Origin of the sequence: Paracoccus jiaweipingae (assembly GCF_044335505.1) — a bacterium.
Lineage (GTDB): Bacteria > Pseudomonadota > Alphaproteobacteria > Rhodobacterales > Rhodobacteraceae > Paracoccus.
The window spans coordinates 97,829-120,141 of the sequence record NZ_JBISBS010000004.1 but is presented as its reverse complement, the minus strand read 5'-3'; the positions used below and the strand labels follow the sequence as shown (position 1 = coordinate 120,141).

22 protein-coding genes are annotated in these 22,313 nt (G+C 63.1%); 17 read left to right on the top strand and 5 right to left on the bottom strand.

Annotated elements, in window-relative coordinates:
• The first annotated feature begins 13 nt into the window (after positions 1-13).
• Positions 14-1,357 carry a TldD/PmbA family protein gene (locus ACFXP9_RS09045; protein ID WP_397208613.1) on the top strand — a complete coding sequence of 448 codons (1,344 nt, stop codon included), beginning with the start codon at positions 14-16 and terminating at the stop codon, positions 1,355-1,357.
• Complete coding sequence (locus ACFXP9_RS09040; protein WP_397208614.1) at positions 1,344-2,129, top strand: 3'(2'),5'-bisphosphate nucleotidase CysQ; 786 nt, start codon at positions 1,344-1,346, stop codon at positions 2,127-2,129. The genes ACFXP9_RS09045 and ACFXP9_RS09040 overlap by 14 nt, the downstream gene beginning before the upstream one ends.
• Positions 2,130-2,138: 9 nt before the next feature.
• Here the strand turns inward: ACFXP9_RS09040 and ACFXP9_RS09035 are convergent, their stop codons facing one another.
• Genes ACFXP9_RS09035 through ACFXP9_RS09020 form a run of 4 tightly spaced genes read right to left on the bottom strand, consistent with a single transcriptional unit; the run spans position 2,139 to position 6,269 of the window.
• The gene (locus ACFXP9_RS09035; RefSeq protein ID WP_397208615.1) at positions 2,139-2,786 is read right to left on the bottom strand and encodes a PqiC family protein; all 648 of its coding nucleotides are present in this window, start codon (positions 2,784-2,786) and stop codon (positions 2,139-2,141) included.
• 1 nt (position 2,787) lies between these two features.
• Positions 2,788-4,863, bottom strand: a complete 2,076-nt coding sequence (locus tag ACFXP9_RS09030) for a PqiB family protein (protein WP_397208616.1) — start codon at positions 4,861-4,863, stop codon at positions 2,788-2,790.
• Between the two features lie 6 nt (positions 4,864-4,869).
• Positions 4,870-5,532 (bottom strand): paraquat-inducible protein A, encoded by a 663-nt coding sequence (locus tag ACFXP9_RS09025; protein ID WP_397208617.1) that lies wholly within the window; start codon positions 5,530-5,532, stop codon positions 4,870-4,872.
• The gene (locus tag ACFXP9_RS09020; protein WP_397208618.1) at positions 5,529-6,269 is read right to left on the bottom strand and encodes a paraquat-inducible protein A; all 741 of its coding nucleotides are present in this window, start codon (positions 6,267-6,269) and stop codon (positions 5,529-5,531) included. Before ACFXP9_RS09020 ends, ACFXP9_RS09025 begins: the two co-directional genes overlap by 4 nt.
• A 138-nt stretch (positions 6,270-6,407) precedes the next feature.
• On the opposite strand from ACFXP9_RS09020, the gene ACFXP9_RS09015 reads away from it, so the two are divergent.
• From ACFXP9_RS09015 to ACFXP9_RS08945, 15 genes are all read left to right on the top strand, one after another.
• Complete coding sequence (locus ACFXP9_RS09015; protein WP_397208619.1) at positions 6,408-8,000, top strand: GMC family oxidoreductase; 1,593 nt, start codon at positions 6,408-6,410, stop codon at positions 7,998-8,000.
• A 65-nt stretch (positions 8,001-8,065) separates the two neighbouring features.
• Positions 8,066-8,860 (top strand): flagellar motor protein MotB, encoded by a 795-nt coding sequence (locus ACFXP9_RS09010; protein WP_397208620.1) that lies wholly within the window; start codon positions 8,066-8,068, stop codon positions 8,858-8,860.
• Between the two features lie 82 nt (positions 8,861-8,942).
• Positions 8,943-10,268, top strand: a complete 1,326-nt coding sequence (locus ACFXP9_RS09005) for a flagellar hook protein FlgE (protein ID WP_397208621.1) — start codon at positions 8,943-8,945, stop codon at positions 10,266-10,268.
• Positions 10,269-10,289: 21 nt separating this feature from the next.
• On the top strand, positions 10,290-11,753 hold the full coding sequence (gene flgK / locus ACFXP9_RS09000; RefSeq protein ID WP_397208622.1) for a flagellar hook-associated protein FlgK: 1,464 nt from the start codon (positions 10,290-10,292) through the stop codon (positions 11,751-11,753).
• Positions 11,750-12,757, top strand: coding sequence for a hypothetical protein (locus ACFXP9_RS08995; protein ID WP_397208623.1), 1,008 nt, complete (start codon positions 11,750-11,752; stop codon positions 12,755-12,757). The genes flgK and ACFXP9_RS08995 overlap by 4 nt, the downstream gene beginning before the upstream one ends.
• Positions 12,754-13,848: a flagellar basal body P-ring protein FlgI gene (locus tag ACFXP9_RS08990; RefSeq protein WP_397208624.1), complete on the top strand. Its 1,095-nt coding sequence runs from the start codon at positions 12,754-12,756 to the stop codon at positions 13,846-13,848. Before ACFXP9_RS08995 ends, ACFXP9_RS08990 begins: the two co-directional genes overlap by 4 nt.
• Positions 13,849-13,950: 102 nt before the next feature.
• A complete protein-coding gene (aroQ, locus tag ACFXP9_RS08985) occupies positions 13,951-14,388 on the top strand; it encodes a type II 3-dehydroquinate dehydratase (RefSeq protein WP_397208625.1) in 438 nt (145 codons plus the stop codon).
• 169 nt (positions 14,389-14,557) lie between these two features.
• Positions 14,558-14,854 (top strand): DUF1330 domain-containing protein, encoded by a 297-nt coding sequence (locus ACFXP9_RS08980; RefSeq protein ID WP_397208626.1) that lies wholly within the window; start codon positions 14,558-14,560, stop codon positions 14,852-14,854.
• Between the two features lie 46 nt (positions 14,855-14,900).
• On the top strand, positions 14,901-15,362 hold the full coding sequence (locus ACFXP9_RS08975; RefSeq protein WP_397208627.1) for a tellurite resistance TerB family protein: 462 nt from the start codon (positions 14,901-14,903) through the stop codon (positions 15,360-15,362).
• A gap of 72 nt (positions 15,363-15,434) precedes the next feature.
• Entirely contained in the window at positions 15,435-16,250 is an 816-nt protein-coding gene (locus tag ACFXP9_RS08970) for an ABC transporter ATP-binding protein (protein WP_397208628.1), read from the top strand.
• A 21-nt stretch (positions 16,251-16,271) separates the two neighbouring features.
• The gene (locus tag ACFXP9_RS08965; RefSeq protein ID WP_397208629.1) at positions 16,272-16,994 is read left to right on the top strand and encodes a transporter substrate-binding domain-containing protein; all 723 of its coding nucleotides are present in this window, start codon (positions 16,272-16,274) and stop codon (positions 16,992-16,994) included.
• A gap of 57 nt (positions 16,995-17,051) precedes the next feature.
• Positions 17,052-17,930 (top strand): ABC transporter permease, encoded by an 879-nt coding sequence (locus ACFXP9_RS08960; RefSeq protein ID WP_397208630.1) that lies wholly within the window; start codon positions 17,052-17,054, stop codon positions 17,928-17,930.
• Positions 17,927-18,754 carry an ABC transporter permease gene (locus tag ACFXP9_RS08955; protein WP_397208631.1) on the top strand — a complete coding sequence of 276 codons (828 nt, stop codon included), beginning with the start codon at positions 17,927-17,929 and terminating at the stop codon, positions 18,752-18,754. The genes ACFXP9_RS08960 and ACFXP9_RS08955 overlap by 4 nt, the downstream gene beginning before the upstream one ends.
• Positions 18,755-18,758: 4 nt before the next feature.
• The gene (locus ACFXP9_RS08950) at positions 18,759-20,090 is read left to right on the top strand and encodes a glutamine synthetase family protein (protein ID WP_397208632.1); all 1,332 of its coding nucleotides are present in this window, start codon (positions 18,759-18,761) and stop codon (positions 20,088-20,090) included.
• A 104-nt stretch (positions 20,091-20,194) separates the two neighbouring features.
• Positions 20,195-20,503, top strand: coding sequence for a hypothetical protein (locus ACFXP9_RS08945; RefSeq protein WP_397208633.1), 309 nt, complete (start codon positions 20,195-20,197; stop codon positions 20,501-20,503).
• Between the two features lie 62 nt (positions 20,504-20,565).
• On the opposite strand, the gene ACFXP9_RS08940 is transcribed toward ACFXP9_RS08945, so the two are convergent.
• Entirely contained in the window at positions 20,566-22,311 is a 1,746-nt protein-coding gene (locus tag ACFXP9_RS08940) for a SulP family inorganic anion transporter (protein ID WP_397208634.1), read from the bottom strand.
• Positions 22,312-22,313 lie beyond the last annotated feature (2 nt).

Genomic DNA, 22,313 nt, shown 5'->3' with positions numbered 1-22,313 from the left:
ATAAGGACCGCCCATGCCCGACCAATTGCGCCTGCTGACAGACCGGATGTTGGATGCAGCGCGGCGGTCAGGGGCGTCCGAGGCCGACGCCGTGGCCATTCGCGGCACCGCCAGTTCCGTCGATGTGCGCGGTGGCCGGATGGAACGGGCTGAACGCGCCGACGGGGTGGAAATTGGCTTGCGGGTGCTGGTGAACGGGCGGCAGGCCTGTGTCTCGGCCTCGGAATACAGCGATGATACGATTGCCGAAATCGCCGCCCGCGCCGTTGCCATGGCGCGCGAGGCGCCGGTGGATGACAGCATCGGTCTGGCCGACCCCGCCGATCTGGCCGCGCCTTACGATGGCGGGCTGGAATTATGCGACGACGCCCCCGAGCCCGCCCCTGAAACCCTGCGCGACATGGCCTTGCAGGCCGAGGCCGCAGCGCTGGACCACCCCGATATCTCTCAGGTCGAAAGCGCCGGGGCATCGGCCAGCCGCCGCTGGATGTGGCTGGCGGGCACCAACGGGTTTTCGGGCGGATACGGGCGGTCGGGCTATGGCCTGTCGACGGTGGCGATCACCGGGCAGGGTCTGGCGATGGAACGCGACTGGGCCGGGGAATCGCGCGCCTTTCTGGACGATATGCCTGCCCCGCAGGACATCGGCCAGCTTGCCGCCGCCCGCGCCGTGGCCCGCAAGGGCGCGCGCAAGCCGCCGACCGGGGCGTTCCCGGTGCTGTATGACGAACGCGTTGCGGCGGGGCTGATCGGGCATCTGCTGGCCGCGACCAACGGCACGGCCATCGCGCGCGGGGCCAGCTGGCTGCGCAACGATCTGGGGCAGGCGGTGCTGCCCGCCGGAATGTCACTGCGCGAGGACCCGCATTTGCGCCGTTACCCTGCCTCGCGGCCCTTCGATGCCGAAGGGCTGGCCACCCGCCCGCGCATGATCGTGCAGGATGGCGTGCTGCAAGGCTGGACGCTGGATCTGGCGACGGGGCGCAAGCTGGGGATGGCCAGCACCGCATCGGCAACGCGCGGTCCATCGGCGCCGCCCTCGCCGTCGGTGTCGAATGTGGTGCTGACGCCCGGCACCGCCAGCCGCGATGACCTGATCCGCGATATGGGGCGCGGGCTGGTGGTGACCGCGCTGCTGGGGTCGTCGGTCAATGCGACCACGGGCGATTATTCGCGCGGCGCAGCGGGGTTCTGGGTTGAAAACGGCCAGATCACCCATGCCGTCAACGAATGCACCATCGCGGGCAATCTGCGCGATATGCTGATGCGGATGGTGGCGGCGAATGACGCCCGCGACTGGCGCGCGCATCGCGTTCCCAGCCTGCTGGTCGAGGGGCTGACCGTTGCCGGCGCGTGATGACCTGACCCTGCTGATCGACGCCGCCGAACAGGCAGGCCAGATCGCCCGGCGTTACTGGCGCCGCGATCCGCAGGTCTGGGACAAGGGCGGCGATGCCGGTCCGGTCTGCGAGGCGGATCTGGCGGTAAACGATTACCTGTCCGACACCCTGCGCGGCGCGCGTCCCGATTACGGCTGGCTGTCCGAGGAAAGCCCGGACGAGCCGTCGCGGCTGGACGCGCAGCGGGTGTTCATTGTCGACCCGATCGACGGCACCCGCGCCTTTATTGACGGGCAGGACGGGTTTTCGCATTCGCTGGCCATTGCCGAGGGCGACCGCATCACCGCTGCCGTGGTGTTCCTGCCGGTGCGCGGGGCGCTGTATGCCGCCAGCGCCACCGGCCCGGCGCTGTTGAACGGTAAGCCCATCGCGCCAAGCGACCCGGCGCTGGATCAGGCGCAGGTGCTGACCAACCGCGCCAGTCTGGACGCGGTGTTCTGGCGCGGGCGCAGCGTGCCGCCGTTCAAACGCGCGTTCCGGTCATCGCTGGCATGGCGCTTTTGCCTTGTGGCCGAGGGGCGTTTCGATGCCGCGTTATCGGTTCGCGCGGCGTGGGAATGGGATATCGCCGCCGGTGCGCTGATCGCGGCGCGGGCCGGGGCCACGGTGACCGATGTCAAAGGCGCGCCGATGCGGTTTAACAACCCCGGCGCGCGGGTCAACGGTCTGCTGGTGGCGGGGCCGGGGCTGCATGGCCAGATCGCGTCGCGGCTGTCGCCCCTGCCCTGACGCAACGCTTCAGAAAATCGGGTCCATGGCAAAGGCGTCATCGACCGACCCGGTCGCGCGGCGGCTGGTGGCAATGGCGCGGCCGGGACCGGACAGCGTGGCGATCTGGGCCGCAAGCCGGCTGATGGCCTGTGACTGCGCGCGGGCAATGCTGGCGGGGGTCTGGTCGGCCAGCGGCACGGCAATGTCAAAGCTGCGCGCCTGACTGGACCCGCCATAGCCCGCATCCGACACGAAATAGCGCCCGGCAAGGCGATACACGCCATCGGCCTGCGCCAGCGCCTTTTCGACCCGCACCTCCAGCTTGCGGGCCGGGGGTTCGGCCAGCGGCCAGGGTTCCCCGATCACCGTTGCCCCCGACGCGTCCGAAATCGCCCGCGCCAGCGTCAGCGTAAAGGCCCGCTGCGGATTGTCGCCCCACAGGTTCCTGGGGGTCGAACGCACGGCGCCGTCCTGTGTCTGCCACGCGACCTCTTGCCCCGAGGCATATTCGGGCAGCGACACGTCCTTCAGTTCCGCCGTGCCAAGGCGGTTCGCGACGCGCTGTGCGGGCGTCGGCGGGTCGATCAGGAAGCGACCGACCTTTTCCGGGTTGGAACAGGCGGCCAGCCCGGCGATCAGGGCAAGCGGCAGGGCAGTCACGGGCAAAAGGCGCATGTTATCGTCCCAGAATGAAGGCGCGGGGGTTACGTTCGATCATCCGCGCCAGCGACCCGAAGGCCGCCGTGGCGCGGCGCAATTCGCGCATGGCGTCGATGGCTTCGGCGTTGAAGGCGGACCGGTCGCCATAGGCGGCGATGGTGGCATCGGCCCGCGCCGCCAGCCGTTCCAGCCGTTTGGACAGGCCGGGCAGGTCGCGCGCGGCCTGTGCGACCTGATCGGCGGCGTTGCGGGCGCTGGCCAGCGCATTGTTCAGGCTGGTTGCGGCATCGCCATCGCGCAGGTCGTTCAGCAGCCCCGAGGCCGATTTCAGCGTATCCGACAGGTTTTTCGGCAATTCCTCGGCATCCTTGGTGCCAAGCATGGCGCGCAGGTCGCGCAGAATGCCCTCGGCCTCGTCGCCAAGGCGGGCGAAATCGACCGCCGCCACCGATTGCGCGGCCTTGTCGATGCTGTCGACCACCTGCGGCATGTCGGTCGCGGCATCGCGGATGGAACTGGCCGCCGCCGTGGCCTCGTCGACCAGCTTGCCGGCATTGGCCATGGCGCCCGACTGGTTCAGCTGGCCGGTCACGTCGCGCAATTCGGCAATCGCCGCCTGCGCGTCGTCCAGCGCCCCGCGCAGGGCCTGCGGAATGGCGCGGGTGTCGTTATCCGAGGCCAGCGCAGTGACGCTGTTCATCATATCGCTGGCCGATTTCAGGGTTTCCTCAAGCGGCAGATCACCGATCTTGCCAAGGAAGCCCTGCGCCGTGGCGGTAAAGTCCGACACATCGGCGGGGCCGGCGGGCAGCACCGGATAGGGCTTGGCGGTCGGGTCCAGTTCGGCCTGTGGTTCATCGGGCAGTTCCGCCAGCTCGATCATCAGCGATGTGCCCAGGAATCCGGCGCTGGCGATGCGGGCGCGCAGACCGCGCTGGACCTGCCCCGACAGGAAGGTCAGCGCATCCCCGGCGGTGCTGCCCTCGGGCAGGCCAAGCCGGGTCGGAGAGACCGAGATCGAGATGTCCTGCACAACCTTGGGCGCGGCGCCGTCCTGACCGGGCTGGACGCGCGCGGCCAGCGCCGTGACGCGGCCCACCGTCAGGCCCTTGTATTGCACATCGGCATCCTGCGACAGGCCCTTGACGGAATCTGCGATCAGCACGGTCAGGTGCAGGTCATTGGCGGAATCGGTCAGCAATTCGCTGCGGGCGGTTTCCTCGTCCGGTTGCAGCGGGAAGACATGGCCGTTTTCGACCGGCGCCCCGCCCGAGGTCAGCGTGGCAAAGCCCGCCCCGCCCTGCACCAGCGACGCCAGCGAATTGACGTTCAGCGCCAGCCCCTGCGGCCCCAGCGAGACCGAGAAGCCCGAGGTATCCCAGAACACGGTTTTGGTGGTCAGGCGTTTGTCATGCGGGGCCGGGATGAACACATCGACCAGCACGTTATCGCCGTTTTCCGACAGCCGCAGGTTTTCCATCCGCGCGATCTGGACCCCGCGAAACAGCACGGGCGAGCCTTCGGACAGCCCCTCGGCCGTGTCCGAGGACAGGCTGATCCAGGTGCCCTTGACGCCTTGCCGCGACAGGGGCGCGCGTTCCAGCCCCTTGACGATGCGCCCGTCAAGCGCCTCGCCGGGGGTGGCATCCCACGAGCCTTCAATGAAGGCGCCGGTCAGCACCGTGTCCAGCCGCGAGATCCCCTGCGCCGAAACCTGTGGCCGCACGATCCAGAACCGCGCCTGCGTGTCGATGTAATCGGCAATGTCGCGGTCAACCCGCAGATCGACGATGACATTGTTCAGATCTTTGGAAAAGCGCACCGCCTCGACCTTGCCGACGGTGATTTCGCGGAATTTCAGCGCGGTTTCGCCCGGCGTGATGCCGGTGGCGTCGCGGAACTGGACCGAGATCAGCTGACCCCGGCTTTGATAGCTGTTCCACGCGATCCCCAGCGTCGCCACCAGCGCGATGATCGGCACCAGCCAGACCAGCGAAAACGACGCCTGCGCGGCGCGGGCGGCACCTTTGCGGATCGGGCTTGGCGGGGTCGGGCTGTTACCGGTCCCGGTCGGGCTTTGGCCGTCGGTCATGCTGGGTCACGAAGTCCTTTGGCGGCGCAGCGGCAGGCCGCGCCAGATCAGTCTTGGGTCGAAACTTTGCGCGGAAAGCATCGTAAAAGCAACCGATAAGGCGAAACTGACCGCCGCGATACCCGGCTGGATCGAAACCACGAAGCCCAGTTGCACCAGCGCCGCAAGGATGGCGACGACGAACACGTCGATCATCGACCAGCGGCCAATGAATTCCACAAACTCAAGCACACGCAGGCGGTGATGGGCCTCGTCCTCGCGGGCGGGGCGTCCGGCGACGCGGGCCAGCCAGATGATGGCGATGAACTTGCCGATCGGGACCACGATCGAGGCCACGAAGACCACCAGCGCCACGGCCCAGTCGCCATGGTGGATCAGCGTCAGCACGCCGCCGAAGATGGTCGATTCCGCATCGCCGCCAAAACCGCCAAGCGTCGCCGTCTTCATCATCGGATACAGGTTGGCGGGAATGTAAAAGATCATCCCCGCGATCAGCCACGCCCACACCGCCTGTAACCCGCGCCGGTCGGGCGGGGTCAGGCGGGCGCCGCAGCGGGCGCATTCGGCGGTGCCGTCGGGCCAGACCCGGCCACAGCTGCGACAGCCGGTCAGCCCGGCGCGATGGGCGGTCAGGATGGGCTGGTCAGGCGCGGTCGGGGGCTGGGTCATGGCTGGCCGTCCCGCGGCGCGGCGGGGGACAGGTCGCGGGCCGGCACCGGGGCATCGGGCGGCAGCGGGGTGTCGGCCATCTCGCGTCCGTCGGTGGTGCCGCCGCCATCCTCGATCGCGTCCCAGATGGTGGTGGCGCAAAAGAACACATGGCTGGCCCCGCCGACAAGGATCAGCGCGCAGATCGCCCAGAAAGCCGGGCCAAGGCTGATATGGGCCAGCCCGCCGATCTTGATCAGCGCCACGGCGGTGCCGATCACAAAGATTTCGGCCATCGACCACGGCCGCAGCTGTTCGGACAGCCGAAACGCCTGCCCGGCCAGCGGTGCCGGGCGCCCGCCCCGTGCCATCGGTGCCAGCACATAGACCAGCAGCCCTGCCCGCAGCACCGGCAGCCCGACGATCATCGCCATCAGCGCCACCGTCAGCGGCAGCATCAGCCCGTGCGAATAGGCCAGCGCCACGCCAAACAGCGATGTGCCATGTTCAAACCCCATGCGCGAGATTTTCAGGAACGGAAAGAACACCGCCCCGAACATCAGCACCATCTGGGCAAAGGACAGCGCGACGATCTGGGAAAACGCCCCGGCGCGCGGCCGTGCCAGCACCGTGCCGCAGCGGATGCAGCGGGCGGTTTCACCTGCCGTCAGCTCGGTCTCAAGGTGCAGGGCATCGCAGCGCGGGCAGGCGATCAGCCCGGCGCCGGTCGTCATGTTATAATCGCCCTGATGAATCATCGGTCCCGTTCCATCCTGTTTTCGGGATAAGCGCGCGCCGGGGTTTTGCAAAGGCCACAGATGCTTGCCACGCAGTTTTCCTTGCGCCACTGTTGCCCCATTGCGGCGCAGGAGGGGTGCCGCAATGGTGGAGGACACATGGATTACGACGTTATCATCGCCGGGGCCGGCAGCGCCGGGTGCGTTCTGGCCGCGCGGCTGTCCGAAGACCCCGGCACCCGTGTGCTGTTGGTCGAGGCCGGGGGCCGCGATACCTATCCGTGGATTCACATTCCCATCGGCTATCTTTACTGCATCGGCAATCCGCGCACCGACTGGGGCTATTCCACCGCGCCCGAGGAACGGCTGGGGGGCCGGTCGCTGCTGTATCCGCGCGGGCGGGTGCTGGGGGGCTGTTCGTCGATCAATGGCATGTTGTATCTGCGCGGCCAGGCCGCCGATTACGACGGCTGGCGGCAGATGGGCTGTGACGGCTGGGGCTGGGACGACGTGCTGCCCTATTTCCTGAAATCCGAGGATTACGCCGAGGGCGCGTCCGACCATCACGCCACCGGCGGCGAATGGCGGGTCGAAAAACAGCGGCTGCGCTGGGATATTCTGGACGATTTCGCCCGCGCCGCCGTGGCCGAGGGCATTCCCGCGACCGAAGATTTCAACACCGGCGATAACGAAGGGGTGGGCTATTTCCGCGTCAACCAGCGCGGCGGCTGGCGGGTCTCAGCGGCCAAGGCGTTCCTGCGCCCGGCGCTGAAGCGGCCCAACCTGACGGTGATGACCGGCGCGCTGATCCGCCGCGTGACATTTGACGGCCATCGCGCAACAGGGCTGGAGGTTTTGACCCAGGGGCAGACCCGGCAATTGCGCGCGCATCAGGTGGTGCTGTCGGCAGGGGCGATTGGCACCCCGGCGATCCTGCAACGCTCGGGGGTCGGACCGGCGGCGGTTTTGCGCGATCTGGGGATTGACGTGCTGCGCGACGCGCCGGTGGGGGATAACCTTCAGGATCATTTGCAGATCCGCTGCGCCTATCGCGTCAGTGGCGCCAAAACCCTGAACACGCTGGCCGGAAATATGTTCGGAAAGGCCCGGATCGGGCTGGAATACCTGCTGCGCCGCAGCGGCCCGATGAGCATGGCCCCCAGCCAGCTGGGCGCCTTTGCCCGGTCCGGTCCCGATGTGGCGACGCCGGATCTGGAATACCACGTTCAGCCGCTGTCGCTGGATGCGTTTGGCGGCGCGCTGCACCCGTTTCCGGCCATCACCGCCAGCGTGGTGCCGCTGCGCCCCGACAGCCGCGGGCAGGTGCGCATCACCTCGGCCGATGCCGCCGATCACCCGCATATCGCGCCCAATTACCTGTCCGCCGAAAGCGACCGCATCGTCGCCGCGCGGGCGATCCGGCTGACGCGTCGGATCATGGCGCAGGCCCCGATGGCGAAATATGCCCCCGACGAATTCAAGCCCGGTCCCGGTGGCGACAGCGATGCCGATCTGGCGCTGGCGGCGGGGCAGATTGCCTCGACCATCTTTCATCCGGTGGGCACGGCCCGCATGGGGTCCGACCCCGGTTCCGTGGTCGATCCGCGATTGCGTCTGCGCGGGGTTCAGGGGCTGCGCGTGGTCGATGCCTCGGTCATGCCGCGGATCGTGTCGGGCAATACCAATTCGCCCACCATCATGATCGCGGAAAAAGCCGCGGATCTGATGCGGAAAGAAATACTTAAAAATTAATCTGTTAACTTGTTCTCAACCTTTGGCTGCTAGACCTTGGGAAAGTCATGCAGCCGGGGGCCGCGATGGGCAAGAAAACCGGGGGCACATCCCCCATTATCATCAAGAAGGTGCAGGCCAGCGAAGAGGCCGGTCACCATGGCGGCGCGTGGAAGGTCGCCTATGCCGACTTCGTGACCGCGATGATGGCGTTTTTCCTGCTGATGTGGCTGCTGAACGCAACCACCGAAAAACAGCGTCAGGGGCTGGCCGACTATTTCAACCCGACGGTGGTGCAATCGCTGGCGGGCGGCAACAGCGGCCTGTCAGACGGTGGCAATGCGCCCGCGACCGATATTCAGAATGAGGCACAGGAACTGGCGGGCGCGGTCGATGCCGATGCGAATGCAGACGCACAATTCACGGAAATGGCCCGCCATATTCAGGACGAACTTACGGGGTCCGGCGCGGAATCGATGCAGCGCAAGAACCTGTTGCGCCATGTGGTGACGCGCGTCACCGACGAAGGGCTGGTTATTGAACTGGGCGATCTGTCCGATACCCCGCTTTTCGTTGGCGACACCGCCCAACCACAGCCGCCCACGCGGGATTTGCTGCGCATCGTGGCGACGGTTCTGAAGGGGGTGAATAACCAGATTGCGGTGAACGGCCATGTCCGCGCCTTCCCCGAGGTGCTGGCGGAATCGCCGGTCTGGATGCTGTCAGATGCCCGTGCGCATACGATTCGTCACCTGCTTGAGGATGGGGGTCTGCCGCCTTCCCGCATTCAGCGCGTCACCGGCTATGCCGACCGCAAAAATTTGTCGGGTGATCCGATGAATCCCAAGAACAACCGGATCGAGGTGATCTTGCTTCGGTAAAAATCGCCGGCGTTAGGCCGATCTTAATCTTTGACTGCCACACTCGGTCCATGTGGTGATTCCCAGGTGAAGGGTAACAAGAATGTCGATTTCTTCCTCGATGAATGCCAGCGTGGCGGGCCTTGCGGCCAACGCGACCAAGCTGGCCACGATTTCGGACAATATCTCGAACTCGGCGACTTTCGGCTATAAGCGGATGCGCACCGATTTCGAAGGCATGGTTATCAACAACGCCCGCGGTGCCGGGATCTATTCCGCCGGCGGGGTGCGGGCGCAGACCTCGCGCATTGTGGACCAGCGCGGGGCGCTTGTCTCGACTGCGCATCCGCTGGATCTGGCGGTGTCGGGTCGTGGGATGCTGCCGGTCATTCCCTCGACCGATATTGGCGGCGGCGATACCCCGCTGCTGATGACAACCACCGGGGGTTTCCGCACCGATCCCAACGGTATTCTGAAAACGGAATCCGGGCTTGTCCTGATGGGCTGGCCGGCCAATTCCGACGGTCAGATCGAAACCGTGCCGCGCGACACCATGGACGGTCTGCGCCCTGTGGTCATCAATGCCAACCAGACGGCGGCCGACCCGACCACGTCGGTCAATCTCAGCGTGAATCTTCCCGCCACACATACCGAAGGTGGGGCCGCAGGTGACCCGATCAACATGAATGTCGAATATTTCGGCAACCTGGGGACCTCGGAAAAACTGATTGTCAGCTTCACCCCCGATGTTTCGGGCGCGGTTGGATCGGGCATGTCCAACAAATGGACGATGGAGGTGCGGGATTCCGCGATCGACACCAGCGTGAACCCCAATGCCAACATCATCGGTCAGTATGAAATCACCTTTAACGACGATCAGGCCCATGGCGGCACCATCGACAGCGTTACCGGCCTGAACGGCTTTGCCAGTCCCACGGACGGGTATCTGAACCTGACAGTGGCCGGCGGCCCGATGAGCGTCTATATCGGCCGCTCGCAGGACCCGAACGGCCTGACCCAGCTGTCCAAATCCTTCAGTCAGACCAATGTCACCAAAAACGGATCTCCGGTCGGGAACCTGATGGCGGTCGAGGTGGACGACAAGGGTTATATTCAGGCCACCTATGACACCGGGTTTATTCGCACCCTTTACCAGATCCCGCTGGTGGACGTGCCTAACGCCAATGGCCTGACCGCCCTGAACAACCAGACATTCCAAGTGTCCTCTGATTCCGGATCGTTCTTCTTGTGGGACGCCGGTGACGGGCCGACTGGCACAATCGTTGGATATGCCCGTGAAGGGTCGACCACCGATGTCGCGGCAGAGCTGACGGATCTGATCCAGACCCAGCGCGCCTATTCGTCGAATGCCAAGGTCATCCAGACAGTGGATGAGATGCTTCAGGAAACCACCAATATCAAACGGTGATGCTGACAAGGGAATGATGACATGAGCCTTGCCTCTGCCATTTCGAACGCGATGAGCGGGATCACCACCGCCTCACGCCTGACCGAGGTTGCGGCCTCGAACATCGCCAATGCGGCCAATCCGGCCTATGCCCGCCGCGAAGCCGCCCTGTCGTCCCGCATCTTTTCGGGAACCGGGGGCGGTGTTCAGATCGACGGCATTGACCGCGTCATTTCCCTGCAAGCGGTGGCTGACCGGCGCAGCGCCTCGGCACAGCTTGGCGCCGATCAGCTCAGATCCGGGTTTCTGGGCAAGATGGAAGAGGCCATCGGATTGCCCGGTGATCCCGGCGCACTGACCACGGCACTGGCGCAATTGAAGGCAAGTATTGTCACTGCGACGGCTAACCCGACCAGCAAGGTGACGCTGGATCGTATCGTCGATTCTGCGAAGACCTTGTCTGGCAAGATCAACGATCTTGCCAACACTGTCCAGGATGAGCGCTCTGCCGTTGATGCCGATATCGGGCGTCAGATAGATCTTCTGAACGACCGGCTGCACAAGATCGCTGAAATCAACAAGAAAATTGTTGGCCAGAAAGCACAAAACGGCGATGCGACGGGCCTTATTGAACAGCGCCAGATCATGATTGATGAAATTTCCCAGATTATCCCGTTGAAAGAGGTCAGTCGGGACAATGGGCGGATTTCCCTTTTCTCTCAATCAGGTGCGGCATTATTGGACGGAACCGTTCCCGTCACCTTCGGTTTCAAGCCCGCGGGCCAGATGAATGCGCACATGGTCAAGGGGACGCCGCTGGTCTCGGATCTTCTCATTGACGGAGAGCCAGCGGACGAGGGACAATATGCATTGCTGCAAGGCGGTAAATTGGTTGCCAGCTTCGAATTGCGCGACACCATTGCGCCGCATGTTCAAAATCAACTCGATGGTCTTGCTGCTGAACTTTACAGTGTTTTTGCAGACCCCCAGATTGACCCTACGAATGCCTCAGGTGGCCACGGGCTATTTACAGATACAGGCGGCGATTTCGACCCTGCAAACCTGACGGGCCTTTCCGCACGGATTTCTGTGGCACAACAGGTTGACCATCACGATACTGGCGAAAGCTATCGTATCCGCGATGGTATCTATGCGACGGCCCAAGGCGCACCGGGAAACACGCAAATTCTTGAAAAGCTCAGTGATGCTTTCGATACATTTCATGCCCCTGCTACCCCTGTCATGGGGTCAGGAAGCAGCAACCTGACCACATATTTTGCAACATTTGTAAGCGAAATCGGACAGAAATCGTTCGCTGCCGAGAAGGCAACGACACAGACAGTGGCATATTATGGCGAGATGGATAACAAAGTTCGCGCCTTTGGCACTGATAGCGATGTCGAGGTTCAGAAAATTCTGGACCTTCAGACAGCCTATGCTGCCAATGCAAAGGTTATCCAGGCGGCCAGTGACATGATGAACATAATTCTGGGGCTGAGATCATGATTTACGGAACCGGTTACGCAGATGTTCTGAAAACATCTCTTTTTGAAAAGCAGAACAGCGCAATCAAAAAATCCTTGGAAAAACTGTCATCCGAGGCTGTAACCGGCCTTGCATCCGACCCAGCAGAGAAGCTGGGGGGCAATGTCACAGCCTTGGCACAAGTTGATTCAAGTGAACGGGTCGTGATGGCCGAACTGTCCAATATCCAGTTTGCAGAGGCCCGCCTTCAGGTGGTCCAGGATGTGCTGTCATGGATTCAGGGAACAAATGACGACGTAGCGCAGAAAACTATTTCTGAAATGCCGCTGGGAAGTCGCGGGAATGTTGATATGCGTGCCGCAGAGGCTGAAGAAATTTTTAAGTCCATGGTTGCAAAGCTGAATACACAGCACGGACCAGACTATGTTTTTTCCGGTCAGTCTCTGAACACACCGCCGCTGAAAAATGCCGTGGACATGGTGGCCGAGATCAAGGCCCGAACTGCGGCACTGACCTCGGCTGCCGATATCGAGGCAGAGGTGAACGCGTGGATGAGCGATAGCGTATCAGGCTTTCTTGAGGGCATCCCATCCGGCGCAAGCGCGCAGTCTTATACATTGGTTGATAATGGCCGGAAGGTTGCAGCCAGTGCTTCGGTCCTGGACCCATCGGTTGTTGAAACCATCCGCGGCTGGGCACTGACGCTTAGTGTATCTGGCCGCTCTGATCTTGCCGATACGCAAGCGCGGGCAGTGGTCAGCAAAGGTGCCAACATTGCCCTGAACGGTGGCGAGATGCTGCGTCAGCAGCAGGCAGCTTTTGGACGTGATCAAGAGCTTGCTGAAACCATTGGCCTTGAAAAGCAATCCGAGAAGAGCAGCCTTAGAAAGGCAAAGCTGTCTTTGTTGCAGGCTGACCAATATGAAGCGTCTGTTGCGCTGAATGAATACCGCTCCTCGATGGAGCGTCTGTATGCCATTACCGCAAGGATCAGCAATGTCTCACTGGTGAACTACCTCAGATGATCAGGATTCTGGCATTTATATTCGCGCTTATCCCGACCTTGGCCTTTTCGGGTGCGGTAAAGGTCAAGGATCTGGTCAGCTTTTCCGGGATGCGGGGAAATGACCTTGTGGGTTATGGCATCGTGATCGGCCTGAACGGAACAGGAGACAGCGTACGCAGCGCGCCCTACACGGCTGAGCGGCTGGCAGGCCTTCTGGGCCAGTTTGGGGTGGCCACAGATCCTGCGGCAATCAAACCCAAAAACGTCGCCGCAGTTCTGATTACGGCAGAGCTTCCTGCTTTTGCGCGCAGCGGCGACCGGATTGATGTGAAAGTATCCGCCATCGGGGACGCCAAAAGCCTGCGAGGGGGGACATTGGCGATGACTACGCTCAGCGCTGCGGATGGCCAGATCTACGCCGTTGCGCAGGGCTCGGTTATTGCGGGTGGGTATTCTGCGGAAGGGCGTCGCGAATCTGTGACGCAAGGGGTTCCCACCTCGGGCAGCGTCCCTGGTGGTGCCCGTGTCGAGCGTGAGGTCGATTTTCGCTTTGAGGAGATGGATCGTCTGACGCTATCGCTGCGGCAGGTTGATTTCAGCACCGCCATTCGGATTGAAAAAGCCGTTAACGGGGCTTTGGGCCGTGGGGTTGCTACGGCAATTGATGCGGGTACGGTTGAAATCAGTTCGGACGCTCTGGGAAGCCGCAGCCTGTCCAGCGCGGCAGCAGTCATTGGCGATCTGACTGTGACCCCGGAAGCGCCGGCAAGGGTGGTTCTGGACACATCGTCGGGGACGGTCATTATTGACCGAAATGTCCGTTTGTCGACGGTGGCTGTATCGCATGGCGGGCTGACAATCCGGATCAAAGAGGACGATCTTGTGTCGCAGCCCAGCCCTTTCACGGCTGGCGAAACCGTCGTTGTTCCCATGACGACCATTGATGCAAGCCAAGGCGAAGGGGGGCTGGCAGTGGTTCGCGAAAACAGCTCGCTGGACGATCTGGTGGCGGGGCTGAATGCGTTGGGTGTGAAAAGCGAGGATTTGATACATATTCTCAAATCCATCGACGCGGCAGGGGCACTTCATGCCGAACTGATAATCAGATGACAGACCTTGTCAGCATCATGCTTGTTTTCGGGACAATTGATGTGACAAAGTCAGGTGTCATGCCGGATCGGTGGGGGTAGGGGCGCTCAGATGGGAAATGATATGCCACATGTCGAGGTGATCAATGGTCCGAACCTGAACCTTCTGGGACAGCGCCAGCCCGAGATTTATGGCAAGGAAACCTTGGGTGATCTGCGCGATATGTGTCAGCAGGCCGCGCGCGATCTGGGTGTGACGCTTGGATTTCATCAGTCGAACCATGAAGGTGTGATTGTCGATCTTATCCAGAATGCGCGGGAGCGCGCGGCGGGGATTGTGATCAATCCTGCGGCCTACAGTCACAGCTCGGTTGCCATTCTGGACGCGCTGAGTGCTTTTGACGGGCCGGTAGTTGAGGTGCATATTTCCAACATTCACCGGCGCGAGGCCTTTCGTCACCACAGTTTCGTCAGCCAGCGCGCGGATGCGGTCATCGCCGGGTGCGGGTTGAGTGGATATGTCTTTGCGTTGCAACGGCTTGCGGCCTTACTGGGTCGCTGACGAGGGGTGAACTTCGGTCTCGCAACCTTGACTGGCGTTCAGCTGTGGTCGTCAGGGTTGATTGCGGGGCCAGTGGCCATGTGGTTGCGCTGCAAGGAAGATGCGATTGCTGGGCAAAAAGCCGGGACGGTGCGACCGTGCGGTTCCATCGCTTTGATAAGGGGGGCAAATGGCGAAAGCATATTGGGTTGGGCATGTTTCGGTCAGCGACGCTGCCGCTTACGAGGGGTATCGTCGGGCCAATGCTGCGGCTTTTGCCAAATATGGCGGGCGGTTTCTTGTGCGCGGCGGCGAGCAGCAGGTGGTCGAGGGGGGGATGCGGCCACGCACCGTGGTGATTGAATTTCCCGATATGGCCGCTGCCCGCGCCTGTTATGACAGCCCGGAATATCAGGCTGCGCTTGCCATCCGGCAGCCTGTCTCGCTGGCTGATCTGTGCATTGTTGAGGGCTGGGACGAGGCGTAACCAAGGATTTGCTTGCCGGGTGGGATGTTAAGGCTATTATGCCCGCATGTTTCGCAGCCTGCTGACCCGCCTTTTTTCGGACCGACCGGACCCCGTCCCGCTTCGGGGCGAAGATGCCGAACTGGCCATTGCCGCCCTGATGATCCGGGTGGCGCGGGCCGATGACCATTATCGCAGCGCCGAGCGGGACCAGATCGACAAGGTCATTGCCCGCCGTCGCGGGCTTGGCCCCGCCGAGGCGCGCGAACGTCGCGAAACCGCAGAAATGATTGAGGCCGAGGCCCCCGACACCGTGCGCTTTACCCGCTCGATCAAGGACCGCATTGCACTGGACGAGCGCCTGAGTGTGATCGCCGCCCTATGGGAAATCGTCTATGCCGATGGCCGTCGCTCGCCTGACGAGGAAACCATGGTGCGGCTGGTTGCCGGGCTTTTGGGGGTTCCTGACCGCGATTCGGCGCTGGCGCGGCAAAGGGTGCTGGACGGCATGACGCCGGATCGCGAATAAGTTCCTTTTCCGGTTGTGCATCCCTACGAAAGCGTTGCATTTCACGCGCAAATGACGCCTGATGACCGCAAGATGACAGAACAGCCAGACCCTCAGACCCCGACGGATCACGCCACCCCGCCGCCAGCGCCGGTGATCGAATTACGCGATCTGCATAAATCCTATGGCCCGCTTGAGGTCATCAAGGGTGTCGACCTGATTGCCCCGCGCGGTCACGTCGTCAGCCTGATCGGCAGTTCGGGTTCGGGAAAATCGACCCTGCTTCGCTGTTGTAACCTATTGGAAAACAGCCAAAAAGGCGAGATCCTGTTCGAGGGTGAGCCGGTGCGCTGGCAAGGCAGTGATGCCGCGCGACAGCCCGCTGACCGGGCGCAATTGCGGCGCATCCGCACCAATCTGTCGATGGTGTTCCAGCAGTTCAACCTGTGGTCGCACATGACCATCCTGCAAAACGTGATGGAAGCCCCGGTCACGGTTCTGGGCCAGTCCCCCGCCGAGGTCGAGCCGCGCGCCCGCGCCCTGCTGGCCAAGGTGGGTATCGGTGACAAGGCCGATGCATGGCCGGCACAGCTGTCGGGCGGTCAGCAACAGCGCGCTGCCATTGCCCGCGCGCTGTGCATGGAACCGCGTGCCCTGCTGCTGGACGAACCGACCAGCGCGCTGGACCCCGAACTTCAGCAAGAGGTCGTCAAGGTTATCAAGGATCTGGCCGCCGAACACCGCACGATGTTGCTGGTGACCCATGACATGCGCCTTGCCGCCGATGTCAGCGACCATGTTGTTTTTCTGCATCAGGGACGGATCGAGGAACAAGGCCCGCCCGAGCAGATTTTCCGCGCCCCGCGAACCGAGCGGCTGCGCGGTTTCCTCAGCGCCACCATGGCCTGAACCCACAGGAGAGGAGAAACCATGAAAAACCTGATCACCGCCGCCGCTGCCCTGGCGCTGTTTGCCGGGATGGCGCAGGCCGACACCGTTCGTATGGGGACCGAAGGTGCCTATGCGCCCTATAACTTCGTCAATGACAAGGGCGAGGTCGACGGCTTTGAGATCGAGCTGGGGAACGAGCTGTGCAAGCGCGCGCAGCTGGAATGCACCTGGGTCAAGAATGACTGGGACAGCATCATCCCGAACCTCGTTTCCGGCAATTACGACACCATCATGGCCGGGATGAACATCTCGGATGAGCGCAAGGAAGTGATCGCGTTTTCCGAGGCTTATACCCCGCCGCCGCCCTCGGCCTATGCGGCGGCCAGCGCGGATGCCAAGATCGACGGCATCGTGGCGGCGCAGACCAACACCATTCAGGCCAATTACGTCGCCCAGACCGGCGCCACCCTGCTGGAATTCGCCACCGGCGATGAAACCGTCGCCGCCGTCCGCAATGGCGAGGCCGACGCGGTCTTTGCCGACAAGGATTTCCTGCGTCCCATGGTCGAGGAATCCGAGGATCTGGTCTGGGTCGACGGCAAAGATACCGTCGTCGTCGGAGAGGGCATCGCCGTCGGGATGCGCAAAACCGATACCGAGCTGAAGGCAAAGTTCGACACCGCCATCCAGTCGATGAAGGATGATGGCAGCCTGAACACGCTGATCAAAAAGTGGTTTGGCGACAAAGCCGAAACCTTCTGATCCCTGACCATTTGAAATGGACGCCGTCGGTCCCGCGACCGGCGGCGCGCTTGGCCCATGTTCGAACAATGCGCTGACCCCAAATCCCTTGAAGGGCTGTCCTGGCTGCTGTGCTATCTGACCTCGGGCAAGCACCTGCTGTTCTATGCCAGCTTTGGCACGGTGCTGTTGCTGTTGGCGGTAACGGCGCCGGTGGCGTTGCTGTTCGGCTTTGGCGGGGCTTTGGCGCGGCGGTCGCGGATCGCGCCGCTGCGCTGGTTCGGGGCGGTCTATACCTCGATGGTGCGGGGTATTCCCGACATTATTTTCTTTCTGTTCGTGCCGCTGGCGCTGGATCAGGGCTTGGAATGGCTGCGCCACAAGACGCTGTGTCCCGATGCCGGGCCGGTCTGGCGCGGCAATGATTTCGTGGTCTGCGCGGCGGCAAAGCTGCCCCAGACCAGTGCCGCGCCATGGGTGCATGATGCCTATGGCTTTGTGCTGGCGGTGGTGGCGTTTTCCATCGTTTTCGGGGCCTTTGCCGCGAACGTGCTGTATGGCGCGATGAACACCGTGCCACACGCGCAGCTGGAAACCGCCGAGGCCTATGGCATGACCCGCCGCCAGATCACCCGCCGGGTGCTGATTCCGCAGATGTGGGCCTATGCCCTGCCCGGCCTGTCGAACCTGTGGATGATCCTGATCAAGGCGACGCCGCTGCTGTTCCTGCTGGGGATCGAAGATATCGTTTACTGGGCGCGCGACCTTGGCGGCGCCAAGACCAGCACCTTCAGCTATCCGCACCCGGACTGGCGGTTGTGGTATTTTCTGGCGATCCTGTGTTTTTACCTGCTGATGACATGGCTGTCTGAAAAAGTGATCGCGCGGATCACGGCGCATCTGTCCGCCGGTCAGGCAACCATGGCCGGCGAGGCCCTGCGAAAGGCCGCGCTATGAACCAATGCCTGCACACCATTCAGGATTACGGCCTGCGCGCCATTGGCATCGGCGAACGGCTGTTGCCGCGCGGCGATTACACGCTGTGCCAGCAGGTGACGCTGATCGGGTCGGGCTTGCTGTGGAATATCTATTTCGCGGCGCTGGCGCTGTTTTTCGGGTTTTTTCTGGCCAACGCGCTGGCGGTGGCCAAGGCCAGCAGCAACCCGGTGTTGCGCAAACCGGCCGAGGCGTTCATCTTTCTGTTCCGCGGCAGCCCGTTGTTTATCCAGTTCTTTCTGGCCTATCAGGCGCTGGTTCTGTTGCCGCGCGGCGGGCTGGACCTGTTCGGCCTGCACCTGCCGACGCATTGGCTGACGCGGGCATGGGCGGGGGCGCTGATCGTGCTGGTGCTGAACACCGCCGCCTATTCCGCCGAGATCTTTTACGGCGCGCTGCGCAACGTCCCCAAAGGCGAGGTCGAGGCCGCCGATGCCTATGGCATGACCGGCTGGAAGCGGTTTCGCCGGGTGCTTTGGCCGACGGCGATGCGGCTGGCATGGCCGTCCTATACGAACGAGGCGATCTTTCTGTTCCACGCCACCACGCTGGTGTTCTTTTCGGCGTTTCCGGCGTTCCAGCAACAGGGCGATGCGCTGTATTACGCCAGCTATTTCGCGGACAAGACCTTCAACCCCTTTGTCGCCTATCCGATCGTGGCGGGGTATTTCATTGCCATGACGCTGGTGCTGATTGGCGTGTTCGGGCTGGTCAACCGGCGCCTGAACCGGCATCTTCCGGGGAATAACGGGCGCATAAGGTATCGCCCGCAACTGATCAGGTGATATCATGGACTGGTTAAGCGAGCACCCCGAAGTCAGAACCATCCGCGTCGCGGCGGCAGATCTGAACGGGGTGGCGCGTGGCAAGCGGGTGCCGGCCCGCTTTGCCGGCAAGCTGATGACCGAGGGCACCAAGTTCCCCTATTCCGTTCTGAACATGGATATCTGGGGCGAGGATATCGACAACAGCCCGCTGGTTTTCGAATCCGGTGACCCGGACGGGCTGTTGATGCCGACGGAACGCGGCTTTGTGTCGATGCCATGGCTGGACGCGCCGACGGCGCTGTTGCCGATCTGGATGTTCCACCCCGATGGCCGCCCCTATGACGGCGACCCGCGACAGGCGCTGGCCCGCGTTGTCGACCGCTACAAGGCCGCCGGCCTGACCCCCGTCGTCGCGACCGAGCTGGAATTCTTTCTGATCGACGATTCCGGCCAGACCCTGCGGGTGCCGCGCTCGCCACGGTCGGGCAAGCGGCGCACCGGGGCGGAAACCCTGTCGCTGCGGGCGCTGGATGCGTTCGACAAGTTCTTTACCCGGCTTTACGACGCCTGCGAGGAAATGGACGTCCCCGCCGACACCGCCATTTCCGAGGCCGCGCTGGGCCAGTTCGAAATCAACCTGATGCATCAGCCAGACCCGCTGAAGGCCGCCGATGATGCGTGGTTTTTCAAGATGCTGGTCAAGGGCGTGGCGCGTCAGTTCGGCTTTGCCGCCAGCTTTATGGCCAAGCCCTATGACATCTGGTCGGGGTCGGGGATGCATATGCATTTCTCGGTCCTTGACGCGGATGGCAACAATATCTTTGACGATGGCACCGACCGCGGCACCGATATGCTGCGCCATGCGATTGGCGGCTGTCTGGCGGCGATGCCGGGGTCGACGCTGGTCTTTGCGCCGCATGAAAACAGCTATGACCGGCTGGTGCCCAACGCCCATGCCCCCACCGGCATTGGCTGGGCCTATGAAAACCGCACCGCCGCGATCCGGGTGCCGGCATCCGGTCACAAGGCGCGGCGCATTGAACATCGCGTCGCGGGCGGGGATGTGAACCCCTATCTGTCCATCGCGGCCATTCTGGGTGCCGCGCTGAACGGGATCGAGGACCGCGCCCCCTGCCCCGAACCCTTTACCGGCAACGCCTATGACCAGAATCTGGCACAGCTTCCCGGCACCTGGTCCGAGGCGATCGAGGCGTTTGACACATGCCCGCAGATCAGGCGCATCTTCCCCGCTCATCTGATCGAGAACCTGCTGATGACCAAGCGGCAAGAGCTGAAATACATGGCCGAACTGTCGGACGAAGAAACGGTCGAGCTGTATCTGGACACGGTCTGACCGTTCACGACCGCGTGTGCGCTGTAACAAGGGCGGCCCGGCGCACGAAAACCCTGTGCAAGCGACGGACAATTCCGCCCGTCGCCGTGATCGGAGTTTTCAAGATGTTTGCCAAGACCGCCACCGCCACCGCCGCCCTGTTCCTTGCCGCCGCGATGGGTGCCGCCCATGCCGAAGGTATGGCCAAGACCGATGCCGCCATGCACGACATGGAAATGGCCAAGAAAGAATGCATGATGAAGGTCGACGCCGAGGCCGACAAGATGAAGCATGACCAGATGCTTGCCGATTGCATGGAAATGGCCGGCAAGGACATGATGCATCACGACATGAACGGCGATCACCAGATGGGCGATCACAAAATGGATGATCACAAGATGGGCGACGACAAGATGATGCCCAAGGCCAACTGATGCGGCCCGGCCCGCGCCACCCCGCGCGGGCCGTCCCGTTTGTGTTGGCCCGTTTGTGCCGGTCAGGCCGTCGCGGGCCGACCGCCCTGCCCGGCCAGCGCCGACAGCGTCTGCCAGGCGTCGAATTGCGACAGGAACACCTGCCCGTTCAGGTGATCCAGCAGATCCGAGGTCTTCAGCCGGTCCATCACCGGGCCTTTCACCTCGGACAGGTGCAGGCCGATCCCCAGCCCGGTCAGGCGTTCGTTGATCGCCTCAAGGCTTTCCAGCGCTGAATAATCGACCGCGTTCACCGCCGGGAACATCAGCACCACATTGCGGATGGCGCAGCCCTCGCTGACGCGGGACTGGACCAGATCTTCCAGAAAGCGGGCATTGACGAAATACAGGCTTTCATCGACCCGCAGCGTCAGCAGGGTCGGGTCGGTCTGGACCTGATGGCGGTTGATATTGCGGAAATGCTGGGTGCCGGGGACCAGCCCGACCTCGGCCACATGCGGGCGCGAGGTCTTGTAAAGATGCAACCCGACCGAGATCATCACCCCCGCAGCCACGCCGATTTCCACCCCCAGACCCAGCGTCAGCAGGATCGTGGCGGCCACAGCGGCAAAGTCTGACCGCGAATAGGCCCATGTTTTGCGCAGGATGCTGAAATCGACAAGGCTAAGCACCGCCACCACGATGGTCGCCGCCAGCGTCGCCTTGGGCAGGAAATAGACCAGCGGCGTCAGTGCCAGCGCCGCAATCGCCAGCCCGATGGCGGTAAAGGCCCCGGCGGCGGGCGTCTGCGCACCGGCGTCGAAATTCACCACCGACCGCGCGAAACCGCCCGTCACCGGGTAACCGCCGGTAAAGGCCGCACCCAGATTCGCCGCGCCAAGGCCGATCAGTTCCTGATCCGGGTCGATGCGCTGCCGCCGCTTTGCCGCCAGCGTCTGCGCGACCGAGACCGATTCCACGAAACCGATGATCGAAATCAGCACCGCAGGCAGCGCCAGTTGCCGGATCAGGTCGGGCGACAGGCCGGGCATGGTCAGCGGCGGCAGGCTTTGCGGCACCGCGCCGACAATGGCCACGCCGCGCGCCGTCAGGTCCAGCGCCCAGACCGCAACCGTGGTGGCAAGGACGGCGACCACCGGCCCGGCCTTGGTGGCGATATCGGCCATGCGCGGCCCCATCCCGGCCCGCCGCAACAGCGGTTTCAACCCTTTGCGCACCCAGAATAAAAACCCCGTCGCCGTGACCCCGATCACCAGCGTGACGGGGTTGATCTGCCCCAGATGCCCCACCAGCGAGGCCAGCATCTCCACCAGCGTATCGCCACTGGCGGGCACCCCCAGCAGGTGCTTGACCTGACTGGTGGCAATCAACAGCCCCGATGCGGTGATAAAGCCCGAAATTACCGGGTGGCTTAGGAAATTGGCCAGAAACCCCAGCCGCAGCACCCCCAGCAACAGCAAAAACAGCCCCGATAACAGCGCCAGCGTCAGCGCGGCGATGGCATAACCGGCGGTGCCGGTCTGGGCCACCTGCCCCACCGCCGACGCCGTCATCAGCGACACCACCGCCACCGGTCCCACCGCCAGCGCGTTCGAGGTGCCAAAGATCGCATACAGCACAATCGGCGCGATCGAGGCATAGATCCCCGCCTCGGGCGGCAGCCCCGCCAACAGCGCATAGGCCAGCGATTGCGGGATCAGCATGATGGTCACGATGACCGCCGCGATCAGGTCGTTGGACAGCGCATCACGGTCATAGCGCCGACCCCAGTTCAGGATCGGCAAAAAGCGTTTCAGATCATGGGTCATGA